The sequence below is a fragment of the Cognatishimia activa genome, from assembly GCF_026016445.1.
Classification (GTDB): domain Bacteria; phylum Pseudomonadota; class Alphaproteobacteria; order Rhodobacterales; family Rhodobacteraceae; genus Cognatishimia; species Cognatishimia activa_B.
On record NZ_CP096147.1, the window covers coordinates 2,819,785 to 2,832,264 of the forward strand.

The window sequence follows — 12,480 nt, forward strand, 5'->3', positions numbered from 1 at the left end:
CAGCTATATAGGCGCGGCAAGTTGAACGAAAAGGGCTGGTACCGCATGATTCGACGGTTTGGAACCCCACCAGAGGCTGGACGTGTCTATAAACCTCGTCCCGGTGCTTATGTGGTGCTTTTGCGCGGCAACGACATACTTGTCACACGCCAAGACGCTTCTGAAACTCTACGGGAACCTGAATATCAGTTGCCAGGTGGTGGGATCGACCCGGGTGAGTCGCCCATCGCCGCCCTGCATCGCGAAGTGTTTGAAGAAACTGGTTGGAGCATTTCAGCCCCCCGGCGCCTTGGGGCCTTTCGTCGGTTTTGTTACATGCCAGATTACGACAAATACGCCGAAAAGCTTTGCACTATTTATGTCGCAAAACCGGTTCGCCGACTGGGCCCTCCTTCAGAACCGGGTCACACCGCAGTCTGGATGCCAAGAGCTGTCGCCACAGAATTATTACTGAATTGGGGCGATAGACACTTCATCGCGCAAGCGCGGATTTAGCACCATCAAATTCGAGCAGTATGCCTGAAACATCATCCGGTACTGAGTTTTCACCTGCGTATTCCTGAAGGCGCCACAGAAAGCTTTCCAAAAACTCCTCTCTGCGTTCATCCGCCAGCGAAGCCACAAGCGCTTCGATGCCCGCATCATCCAGCATTTCACCATCGTCATTCGGGCATTCGATCGGACCATCTGACAGGATCAGTAATCGATCGCCATGCTCAAGCGACACCTCGAATTCTGAATATTCGGCCCCGGGTACAAGCCCAACAGGCAATCCGCCCTCACCCACTTTTTCGATTGCGCCATCTGCACGTTGAACCAGCGGATGCGGATGCCCCGCCTGCGCGAGGCGCACATGCCCCCGTTTCAAATCCACCTCAGCCAAGATCATCGTGAAGTAATGTTCGGTTTCGATCTCATCTAGAAAGAGACTATTTAACTGCTCAATCACCTGATGTGGTGGCAACGCGTCATAGCCGCCATTCTCATTGGCTATCAACGCAATGTTTTGATCCCGTGAAGTGGCTGACAGATACCCTGCCAAACGCGCCGTCATCAGCGCCGAACTGATCCCATGACCGCTGACGTCAATGGCAAACAGCCCCATTCGCCCTTCGCTGATCTTGTAGTGCCCCACCAGATCACCACCGACATGCCCACTGGATTGAAGCAACATCGAAACGCACCCTCCCGGAAACGGAAGCACCCTGTCACGCACTAAAGATTCCTGAAAGCGGTTGGCCGCCTGCAAATCCTTATCTACAAGCTCATGCACCCTCTGAAGCTCTGAAAGGGTATCAGTAATCATACGGTGTTTTTCGGTCAGCTCGCGCTGCATACGCAGGATACGTTCCGCTGCGGAAATACGTGCGCGCAACTCATGCGCATCAACCGGTTTAAGCAGGAAATCGTCAGCCCCCTGCTCCAGCGATTTCACCACCCCGTCCTTTTCGGATTTGGCAGTCAGGACTACAAAATAGCAGTAGTGCTCAGAGGGAAGCTCGCGAAAGGCTTTGCAAAACTCCATCCCGTCCATATCTGGCAATATCCAATCAGAGAGCACCAGATCAGGCATGTCTTCGCGACACATCTGCAAAGCCTCTTCCGCAGAGCCCGCCTCTGAAACCTCATAGCCGTCACGCTTTAAGGAGGCCGACAGAATTCGGCGCTGCAATCGGCTTTCATCAGCCAGCAAAACACGCCTGAGCGCGCCGGTATCGGATGCCTTCGGCTCAGCGATGTTTTCAGCTGTGGGTTTTGGATTCAGCACAAGCAGTTCCCGATGGTTCGTCGCGCAATATGACTCACCTCGGCTTAAGACCTGATGAACGAAAATCCGTTGGTTTTAGTGGCGGAAGTTACCTTTTCTTAAAGTCTTACACTCATCCTGAGACCGGGAGGCAAGATGCTCGACTGGACCCATATCAATATGCTTCGCGAAGAAGTGGATGACGACAGTTTCAATGAAATTGTCGACTTGTTTTTTACCGAAGTGGCGGAGGTTTTCGCACGAGTCAAAGCCAAAGGCGCAACCCATTCCGATATGCATTTCCTAAAAGGGAGCGCAGCAAACTTGGGATTTGTCGAGTTCTCCAAATCCTGCCAAATCGCCGAACATGCTCTTCTTGCAGAAGACGACACCGTCGATCTTCAAAGCGTATTCGACAGTTTTGAAGCCTCTTGTGCGGAATTTGATCAAGGGCGTATTCGCAGCAGCGCTTAGATCAGGAACTGCGCAAGCATCTCGTCATTGGTGATATCGGTATAAGTCATCCCTGCATCCTCAAGACGCTTGAAATAGGCTTCGAAATTTTCGGGTCGCTTAGTTTCAATCCCAATCAACACCGAACCGAAATTGCGTGCTGATTTTTTGAGATACTCAAAGCGAGCGATATCATCTTCAGGACCGAGCAAATTCAGAAACTCTTTCAGAGCTCCTGGACGCTGGGGCAAACGCAAAATGAAGTACTTTTTGACACCAGAATATCGCTGCGCCCGTTCTTTGACCTCCGGCAGGCGTTCAAAATCAAAATTGCCCCCAGAGGTCACGCAGACCACCGTCTTCCCTTTGATCTGATCCGCCACATCAACAAGCGCATCAACTGCCAAAGCTCCGGCAGGTTCCAGCACGATGCCTTCGACATTCAGCATCTCAAGCATCGTTGCGCAGATGCGATCTTCGGGCGCAGAAATCACATCTTTCAGCTCTGTCTTAGATAGGCGCGCAAAGGTCATTTGCCCGATCCGCGCCACAGCCGCACCATCTACGAACCCATCGACATGAGCCAAAGTGACAGGTTCCCCACTTTCCAACGCCGCAATCAAGCTGGTGCCACCCTCAGGCTCAACCAAAGTAAAATGCGTATTTTGCCCAAAGAAGCTTGTGACGCCAGCGGCAAGGCCGCCGCCACCAACAGGAAGGATCACACGCTCAGGCGCGCGTCCAAGTTGGGCCATGATTTCTGCAGCGACGGAAGCCTGACCTTCGATGACGTCTTCGTCGTCAAACGGGGACAAAAACGTGCCTTTGGCTTCTGCGCAATAATCCTGAGCCGCAGTCAGGGTGTCATCAAAATAGTCACCCACAAGGCGTACCTCGATGGCCTCTTCACCGAAAACTTTTGTCTTAAAGATTTTCTGCTGAGGCGTCGTTACCGGCATGAAAATCACACCGCGAACCCCAAAATGCTTGCACATATAAGCAACACCCTGCGCGTGATTACCAGCTGACGCGCAGACAAAAAGGTCGCGAGAGGGATCCTTTTCCAGGACCTTGCGCATCGCGTTGAAGGCCCCGCGTAGTTTGTAGCTGCGCACTGGCGTCAGATCCTCGCGCTTGAGGTAAATCTCGGCGGCAAAACGCTGCGACAGGTGGGCATTTCGCTGCAAAGGCGTGGGATCAAAAACGCTGCGCATGGCGGCTTCGGCACTGCGGGCCTGGGTGCGGAAATCAGTCATGAGGTCCGTGGTGCCGCAAGCCATGGCGGAGAGCAAGGCTTAGAGGCAAAGAATACCAATGAATACTGGCTTATAGGTCCCGGTTTTCGACCGCAACGCCGTAGATCGTGGTGAGAACGCTAATTCCCACCATGATGTTAAGCCATGTTTGAATTGCCAAAATACCTATATGAATAGGGTCTGGCAGCGCGATCGCCCCTAATAAACCGCTCAAAAGAGCGGTGACCAAACTCATGATCAATACCAGCAACAGGATCGCGCCGGCGTATGGCTTGGTTGCTTTCCATGCTGCGTCGATGGACAGCGTCTCCCCAAGCGCCGCTGCTGGTAACGTTGGCGAGTATCGATAAAAAACCCACAAAATCACAAATGAAGTGATTGTCGTGGCTAGTATAACGCCCATAAACCCACCGATTGCCGAGGAGATAAGTCCAGAAACTATTCCAACAATCAATCCAACTATGAACAGAATGAAGAAGAGGATGAGACCTTGCATGAGATATGCTAGCACGCGCTTACTGGAGAAATTTGGAATGAGCGATCCGCTATCTTCTTCGAGTAAAACAAACCGATGCCAAGCGACTGCAACCCATAGACCCGCTATGATCTGCCCGCCCATCGCGAAAATGAAGCCCGTCCAGGGAATTTCTGAGGTGCTATTGATGTCGCCCGTCAGCGCCACGCTGCCAACGAAAAGCTGCGACAGGGCGATAGTAAAGATCAAAGGTGAGGAAATTCGTAACGCGGTTTTCCAATTCAAAATCACCAATTTTATGGAGTGCAGAAGGAAGTTCAAACCAATCATTTTATGCCTCAATCGAAATTATTTTCTGAGTCCTCGCCGTTTTGCGCTGGTTTGACAAGCCCAATAGGTCACAACGCTTGCCCCTTCCGGGAAAACACGTTATCGGCCCTTCGTTGCTCGTCTGAAGGAAATGAATATGTCCGCGCCCAAAAAAGTTGTTCTGGCCTATTCCGGTGGCCTTGATACCTCGATCATCCTGAAATGGCTGCAAACCGAATACGGTTGCGAAGTCGTTACCTTTACCGCTGACCTTGGTCAGGGTGAAGAGCTGGAACCAGCCCGCAAAAAAGCCGAGCTACTGGGCATCAAGCCAGAGAACATCTTTATCGAGGATGTGCGCGAAGAATTCGTGCGCGATTTCGTATTCCCAATGTTCCGCGCCAATGCGGTCTATGAAGGTCTCTATCTGCTGGGCACTTCCATCGCGCGCCCGCTGATCTCCAAACGTCTTGTCGAGATCGCCGCGCAAACCGGTGCAGATGCCGTGTCCCACGGCGCGACCGGCAAGGGCAACGACCAGGTGCGTTTCGAGCTCTCTGCCTACGCGCTGAACCCAGAAATCACTGTGATCGCCCCATGGCGTGAATGGGATCTGAGCAGCCGTACAAAACTCCTTGAATTCGCAGAGGCGCATCAGATTCCGATCGCAAAGGACAAGCGCGGCGAAGCACCGTTCTCTGTAGATGCAAACCTGCTGCACACCTCTTCCGAAGGTAAGGTCCTGGAAGACCCAGCAGAAGCAGCGCCTGATTACGTTTACCAGCGCACCGATCATCCAGAAAACGCGCCGGACACACCAGAATACATCGAGATCGGATTTGAAAAAGGCGATGCGGTCAGCATCAATGGAGAGGCGATGAGCCCTGCAACCATCCTGACCAAGCTGAACGAATATGGTCGTATTCACGGCATCGGCCGTTTGGACTTCGTTGAAAACCGCTTTGTCGGCATGAAGTCCCGCGGCATCTACGAAACTCCAGGCGGCGACATCCTGTTGGAAGCGCACCGTGGTATCGAGCAGATCACTCTGGACAGTGGCGCAGGCCACCTGAAAGATTCGATCATGCCGCGCTATGCAGAACTGATCTACAACGGCTTCTGGTATTCCCCAGAGCGTGAAATGCTGCAGGCCCTCATCGACAAGAGCCAAGAACACGTCACCGGCACCGTCCGCGTGAAACTCTACAAAGGCTCCGCACGTACAGTTGCGCGCTGGTCTGATCACAGCCTCTATTCAGAAGCGCACGTGACCTTTGAAGAGGACGCAGGTGCATACGATCAGACAGATGCAGCTGGCTTCATCCAGCTCAACGCTTTGCGCCTGAAACTTCTGGCAGCACGCAATAAACGCGTCTCTGATAAGTAATCAGGCAGGCATTTCTAATTCAGGCCCGTTGCTTCGTTGCAGCGGGCCTTTTGCGTTATTTTGCTCCTGAATGGGCAAGATGCATTCGGTTTCATTCTATCACCAACGCGTGACGTCACGCGGCCGTGACTTGAGCGTCAGTACAGGGCTGTGCAACCTGCGATCAATCGGATTGGAGGACATTCCATGGATCGCATGGTCAATTTGAAAACACTGATGCTGGGCGGGCTCATCGCCGTCGGCGTACTTCTACAATGCACTCAAGCGAAAGCAGGCACTGAAAAACTGATCGTTGCTGGCGGGTGTTTTTGGTGCGTCGAAAGCGACTTTGAAAGTGTGAATGGTGTGAAGAGCGCTGTGTCTGGCTATATAGGCGGCTCGGCAGAAACCGCTGACTACAAAAAGATCAGCAAAGGCGGCACCGGCCACTATGAAGCTGTCGAGATCACTTTTGACAACAATAAGGTTTCGCGTGATCAGCTGCTGCATATGTTCTTCCGCTCGGTTGATCCAACAGACGCGGGTGGTCAATTCTGTGACCGCGGCGACAGCTATCGCACAGCTGTTTTCTACAAAAACAACGCGCAGAAATCTTCGGCAGATTCGGCCAAGGCTGCAGCACAGAGCGCGCTGGGTCAGAAAATCGTGACGCCCGTCTTGGCGGCAGGTAATTTCTACAAAGCCGAGAAATATCACCAGGATTACTACAAGAGTTCCACAGTCGTACTGACCCGATTTGGCCCAAAGAAGAAGTCCGAAGCCTACAAGCGCTATCGCGAGGCTTGCGGTCGCGATCAGCGGGTGAAGCAGCTATGGGGCAAGGCTGCGCCCTTCGCTAGCAAGTAACCTTAAAAAGAAGCGTTCTGGACCTCTTTGAGGTCCGGAATGACATCCGCGGTGCCCTCGCGGGTTACCATCAGGGCGCCTGCTTTCATCGCCAGACCAATCGCCTGCGCCATCGGCATTCCGCGATCCAATCCCGCAAGCAAATAGCCTGTAAAAGTATCTCCGGCACCGGTGGTATCAACCACCTCAACGGAATGTGCCTTAAAGCTCTGAGAGGTGCGCTTGATCGAATTGATCCAACGGCACCCATCCCCGCCCAAAGTGATCACCACATCCGCGACCGGCAGCTGGTCAACCTCAAGCCCTGTGGCCTCCGTCAGTTGCGCCGCTTCGATTTCATTGAGAATTAGGAAATCCAAGTATGGCATCACAGCCTTTACGGAATCCGCATCAAACGGTGCCGCGGCATAGGCCACAAACATCCCAAGATCGCGACCCATCTGAGCGGCATAGGCCTGCTGGTTGGTCTCGTTCTGGATCAAAAGAATATCGCCTCGAGCGCTTTCGCTCAGTGCTTTGCCAACCGCACTTTCCGTGATGTCGTGGTTCGCGCCCGGAAATAGCACAATCGCGTTTTCACCGCCTGTGTCGACATTGATCACCGCGTGACCTGTGGATTGGTCATCTAATACCGCGATATGCCGGGTATCGACGCCATATTCCAACAATCTCTGGCGGGCCCATTTTCCATCAGCGCCAACTGCCCCGATATGGGAGACCAAGGCTGCCGCACGAGAGGCCGCAACCGACATATTAGCCCCCTTGCCACCGAGGCCTTTATTCAAACTTTGAGCCGCAAGCGTTTCACCTGGTCCGGGTAAATGTGGCACATGGTAAAATAGATCGGCATTTATCGAGCCGAGGTTATAAATCGCCATAAAATACTCGCAAAAATAGATCCCTGAGACCGCTACTGTGGCGCGGTCTCAGTACGAGTTCAAGTTGTAAACGATGATCAACCGACCTTGCAGGCCGCAAGGATCGCCATGTTTACAATGTCATTCGCCGTGGAGGTCGTGGAACAGATCTGAATCGATTTATCGACACCCGCCAAAATCGGGCCAATCACTGTCGCACCCGCCATTTCCTGCATCAGCTTGGTGGAAATACTTGCCGAGTGACGCGCTGGAACTACCAGTATATTGGCCGGGCCGGACAGTCGCTGGAATGGATAAGCTTCTTGCTGAGTTGGGTTCAACGCCACATCCACAGCCATCTCGCCTTCATATTCGAAATCTACACCGCGTTTGTCCAAGACATTTGGCGCGAGGTGCATTTTCTCTGCCCGCTCCGAAACCGGATAGCCAAAGGTTGAGAAGCTGACAAAGGCGATGCGAGGCTCAAGACCCATGTTGCGGGCCACATCGGCACTGCGTTCCGCAATATTGGCCAGTTCGTTTTCATCAGGCCATTCGTGCACCAAAGTGTCAGAGATCAGAACAACGCGACCGTTGTGCAGGATCGCGGTAATACCCACTGCCCCAGCTTCAGCATCGGCATCGAAGACATGGTTGATCAGCTCCATCACATGGGCGGATTTCCGTGTTGCACCGGTAACCAGGCCATCGCCGTGACCATGCGCCAGCATCAACGCGGCGAAGACGTGACGATCCCGTGCTGCTAGACGATGCACATCGTGACGGTCATAGCCTTTGCGTTGCAGGCGCTTGTAAAGGAAGTCCTTATAGGACCGCAGGTGCATAGAGTTTGCTGCGTTCACAACCTCAAGCTCAGAAACCGCATCCCCCAGACCTGCTGCTTCCAGCTTTTCGGCCACATCCGCCTCGCGGCCCACTACCAGCGCCTTGCCAAGGCCAGAGCGTTGGTACGTCACTGCAGCACGCAATACCCGCGGATCATCACCTTCTGCAAAAATCATCCGCGCCTGCGCATTGCGCGCACGGGCATTCATGTTGCGCAGCATGTTCGCTGTTGGGTCCATGCGGGATTTCAGGTTGGCCTCATAGCCTTCCATATCCACAATCGGACGGCGTGACACACCGGTATCCATACCGGCTTTGGCAACAGCCGGCGGAATACGGTAGATCAGACGCGGGTCAAATGGTGTTGGGATGATGTAATCCCGACCAAAGGTCAGCTTACGGCCATAGGCCATCGCGACCTCATCTGGCACATCTTCACGCGCCAGTTCAGCCAATGCTTCTGCACAGGCGATTTTCATCTCGTCATTGATGGCGCGCGCGTGGATATCCAACGCCCCGCGGAAGAGATATGGGAAAGCCAGAACGTTGTTCACCTGGTTGGCGTAGTCAGAACGCCCAGTCCCCATAATTGCATCCGGGCGCACAGCCTGCGCCTCCTCTGGAGTGATCTCTGGATCAGGGTTCGCCATCGCAAAAATCAGGGGATCCGTAGCCATTGTTTCGACCATCGCTTGGGTCACCGCCCCGCGAACAGAAACACCAAGGAAAACGTCGGCGCCGACCATTGCTTCTTCCAAAGTGCGCAGATCAGTTTTGATCGCATGCGCAGATTTCCACTGGTTCATGCCGTCTTTGCGGCCCTGATAAATCACACCTTTGGTGTCGCAAACGATGCAATTTTCGTGCTTTGCACCCATAGACTTCAGCAGCTCGATACAGGCAATCCCTGCAGCTCCCGCACCGTTCAGAACGATCTTAACGTCTTCGATTTTTTTACCAGAGAGGCGCAATGCATTGATCAGACCCGCCGCGCAGATCACGGCTGTGCCGTGCTGGTCGTCGTGGAAGACCGGAATATCCATCTCTTCCTTCAGACGCTGTTCAATGATGAAACACTCAGGTGCTTTGATGTCTTCAAGATTGATGCCGCCAAAGGTTGGCCCCATCAGTTTGACCGCCTGACAGAAGGCATCCGGGTCTTCGGTGTCGAGCTCAATATCGATCGAGTTCACATCCGCGAACCGTTTGAACAGAACCGACTTCCCCTCCATAACCGGCTTCGAGCCCAGCGCGCCAAGATTGCCGAGGCCCAAAACAGCCGTACCGTTTGAAATCACCGCTACAAGGTTGCCTTTGTTGGTATAGTCGTACGCCGTGGAAGGGTCCGCCGCGATTTCTTCGCAAGGAACTGCCACACCCGGAGAATAGGCCAGTGACAGGTCACGTTGCGTGGTCATCGGCACAGTTGCCTTAATTTCAAACTTGCCTGGTGTTGGCTCAAGGTGGAAGGCGAGCGCCTCCTCACGAGTCACTTTGGTCTTGGTCATACGGGTCGAATCCTCCTGGCGTCTATTGCTCTTAGACAAGCCTCAAAGGGGCCTCAACATGTTAGCGCCCAAACTCTGTGCGATTTCACCTTTCACCCCCTTCGAAACCTTTGCTACACCACTTGGAACAACCTTTTGGGGGAACGGGCCGTGAGTGCAGCCAAACCTGCTGTTACGCCGATGATGGCGCAGTATCTGGAAATCAAAGAGGCGCACCCGGATGCGCTGCTCTTCTATCGCATGGGCGATTTCTACGAGATGTTCTTTGATGACGCTGTCGCCGCGGCCGAGGCACTGGACATCGCCCTGACCAAACGCGGCAAACATGACGGCAATGAAATCCCAATGTGCGGCGTCCCCCATCACGCGGCCGAGGGCTATTTCTTAACGCTGATCCGCAAGGGGTTTCGAGTTGCAGTATGCGAACAAATGGAGAGCCCCGCTGAAGCTAAGAAGCGCGGCTACAAAGCAGTCGTACGGCGCGAAGTGGTGCGCCTTGTTACACCCGGCACGTTGACCGAAGATTCGCTGCTGGATGCCCGCCGTCACAACTTCTTGGCAGCTTATGCACAGGTCCGGGACGAGTCGGCTTTGGCATGGGCGGATATCTCTACCGGTGTGCTGCATGTGATGACATTGCCGCAAGTCCGGTTAGGTGCTGAACTCGCGCGCCTCGCGCCATCAGAACTTCTGATCGCAGAAGGTTCAGAGGCAGATTTGGCTGAAACAGTCTCTGATATGGGCGTCTCTATGACGTCTGTGTCGCGCGGATCCTTTGACAGCACCGCAGCAGGAAAACGCGTTGCAGCGCTCTTTGGCACGCAAGATTTGGACGCCTTCGGTAGCTTCACCCGCCCTGAAACAGGTGCACTTGGAGCCATCGTCGACTATTTGGAAATCACCCAAAAAGGCAAACTGCCCCTGCTGCGCCCTCCGGTCAAAGAGCTGACAGGCGGCACAATGCAAATCGACGCCGCCACGCGACGAAATCTGGAACTAACACACTCTCTTTCTGGCGGTCGCTCCGGCACGCTTTTGGCAACGATCGACCGCACGGTGACCTCTGCAGGCGCACGTCTTTTAGAACGCCGCTTGTCGTCCCCATCGCTGTCTCTGGATACAATCAACGACCGCCAAGGCGCGGTGACTTTCAATGTTGATAACGCCCACACCGCTCGTGATCTACGAGACCTGCTGCGCAAAGTGCCGGACTTAGACCGCGCTTTGTCTCGGCTATCGCTGGACCGGGGCGGCCCGCGTGATCTCGCCGCCATCCGGAATGGCCTCGCGCAGGCCATCGACATCTGCGGCTTGCTGGGCGCACTCGATCTTCCGGCCCTGCTCACCGAAGCTTTGCAAAACCTGCAAGGTCATGACGAACTTCTGGACCTGCTCGACCAAGCGCTGATTGCAGACCCGCCGCTTCTTGCGCGCGATGGTGGTTTTATTGCTCCGGGCTATGACGCGGAACTCGATGAATCCCGTCGCTTACGCGACGAAGGTCGCGGCGTGATTGCCGGACTTCAGGCGCAATACAGCGAACTCACGGGCATTCAGGCGCTGAAGATCAAGCACAACAATGTGCTTGGCTATTTTGTGGAAACCACCGCCAAACACGCTGACGCAATGATGTCTGCGCCGCTGTCTGAAACCTTCATCCACCGTCAGACCACCGCGAACCAGGTGCGTTTTACCACTGTTGAACTCTCCGAGCTGGAAACCAAAATCCTGAACGCGGGCAGCAATGCACTTGAGATCGAAAAGAGTCTCTATTCAAGCCTAAGACGGGCCATCTTGGACGCTTCCGCTCAGGTTTCTGGCGCCTCCCGTGCGCTGGCCGAACTCGACCTTCAAGCCGCACTCGCTGACCTAGCAACAGCCGAAAACTGGAACCTGCCAGAGGTGAATAACAGCCGCGACTTTGAAATCGTGTCAGGTCGTCACCCGGTGGTCGAAGCCGCGCTGCGCAAGCAATCTGGCGCACCCTTTGTGGCCAATGACTGCGATCTATCCGGTGGTGACCGCGCCAGCATCTGGATGCTGACCGGTCCGAACATGGCCGGTAAATCGACCTTCCTGCGCCAGAACGCCTTGATCGCATTGTTGGCCCAAATGGGCAGCTACGTCCCGGCCGATCGCGCCAAGATCGGCATCGTCAGCCAACTCTTCTCCCGCGTCGGAGCCTCAGATGACCTCGCCCGTGGCCGATCCACCTTTATGGTCGAGATGGTCGAAACCGCCGCCATCCTCAACCAATCTGATGACCGCGCGCTTGTGATCCTCGACGAAATCGGACGCGGCACCGCGACCTATGATGGCCTGTCTATCGCCTGGGCTACGCTGGAGTATTTGCACGAAGTGAACGGCTGCCGCGCGCTTTTCGCAACGCATTACCACGAGATGACAGCCCTCGCCGGCAAGCTGAAAGGCGTCGACAACGCCACGGTCAGCGTCAAAGAATTCGACGGCGAAGTAATCTTCCTGCACGAGGTCAAACGCGGTGCCGCGGATCGCAGCTATGGTGTGCAGGTCGCACAGCTTGCAGGCCTTCCTGACTCCGTCATCAACCGTGCGCGTGAAGTTCTGGACATGCTTGAAAAGAACGAACGTGAAGGTGGGTCACAGAAAGCCATCATCGATGACCTCCCACTTTTCGCTGCTGCACCTGAGCCGATGTCTAAACCAAAGGCCGTCCCGTCGCCTGTTGATGAGCGTTTGGGACAGATCATTCCAGACGAACTCACTCCGCGTGAGGCATTGGATTTGCTTTACGAACTCAAAGGTTTGGCAAAGTAG

At 54.4% G+C, this 12,480-nt stretch carries 10 protein-coding genes; 5 read left to right on the forward strand and 5 right to left on the reverse strand.

Features of this window, described 5'->3' with window-relative positions:
- Positions 1–45 precede the first annotated feature (45 nt).
- Positions 46–495, forward strand: a complete 450-nt coding sequence (locus tag M0D42_RS14070) for an NUDIX hydrolase (RefSeq protein WP_265019239.1) — start codon at positions 46–48, stop codon at positions 493–495.
- Here the strand turns inward: M0D42_RS14070 and M0D42_RS14075 are convergent.
- Positions 473–1,768 (reverse strand): fused response regulator/phosphatase, encoded by a 1,296-nt coding sequence (locus tag M0D42_RS14075; protein ID WP_330221172.1) that lies wholly within the window; start codon positions 1,766–1,768, stop codon positions 473–475. The two genes, M0D42_RS14070 and M0D42_RS14075, sit on opposite strands and share 23 nt — an antisense overlap.
- Before the next feature lie 135 nt (positions 1,769–1,903).
- On the opposite strand from M0D42_RS14075, the gene M0D42_RS14080 reads away from it, so the two are divergent.
- On the forward strand, positions 1,904–2,221 hold the full coding sequence (locus tag M0D42_RS14080) for an Hpt domain-containing protein (protein WP_265019240.1): 318 nt from the start codon (positions 1,904–1,906) through the stop codon (positions 2,219–2,221).
- Here the strand turns inward: M0D42_RS14080 and ilvA are convergent.
- A complete protein-coding gene (gene ilvA, locus M0D42_RS14085; protein WP_265019241.1) occupies positions 2,218–3,456 on the reverse strand; it encodes a threonine ammonia-lyase IlvA in 1,239 nt (412 codons plus the stop codon). The genes M0D42_RS14080 and ilvA overlap by 4 nt on opposite strands.
- Before the next feature lie 70 nt (positions 3,457–3,526).
- Positions 3,527–4,261, reverse strand: a complete 735-nt coding sequence (locus M0D42_RS14090) for a hypothetical protein (RefSeq protein WP_265019242.1) — start codon at positions 4,259–4,261, stop codon at positions 3,527–3,529.
- Positions 4,262–4,397: 136 nt separating this feature from the next.
- Between M0D42_RS14090 and M0D42_RS14095 the strand changes: the two genes are divergently transcribed.
- Entirely contained in the window at positions 4,398–5,627 is a 1,230-nt protein-coding gene (locus tag M0D42_RS14095; RefSeq protein ID WP_265019243.1) for an argininosuccinate synthase, read from the forward strand.
- Positions 5,628–5,813: 186 nt separating this feature from the next.
- Complete coding sequence (gene msrA / locus M0D42_RS14100; protein ID WP_265019244.1) at positions 5,814–6,473, forward strand: peptide-methionine (S)-S-oxide reductase MsrA; 660 nt, start codon at positions 5,814–5,816, stop codon at positions 6,471–6,473.
- A gap of 2 nt (positions 6,474–6,475) precedes the next feature.
- On the opposite strand, the gene M0D42_RS14105 is transcribed toward msrA, so the two are convergent.
- The gene (locus M0D42_RS14105; protein ID WP_265019245.1) at positions 6,476–7,351 is read right to left on the reverse strand and encodes a ribokinase; all 876 of its coding nucleotides are present in this window, start codon (positions 7,349–7,351) and stop codon (positions 6,476–6,478) included.
- A 77-nt stretch (positions 7,352–7,428) separates the two neighbouring features.
- A complete protein-coding gene (locus tag M0D42_RS14110; RefSeq protein ID WP_265019246.1) occupies positions 7,429–9,684 on the reverse strand; it encodes an NADP-dependent malic enzyme in 2,256 nt (751 codons plus the stop codon).
- 180 nt (positions 9,685–9,864) lie between these two features.
- Here M0D42_RS14110 and mutS point away from each other — a divergent pair, with 180 nt between their 5' ends.
- On the forward strand, positions 9,865–12,480 hold the full coding sequence (gene mutS / locus M0D42_RS14115; protein ID WP_265021167.1) for a DNA mismatch repair protein MutS: 2,616 nt from the start codon (positions 9,865–9,867) through the stop codon (positions 12,478–12,480).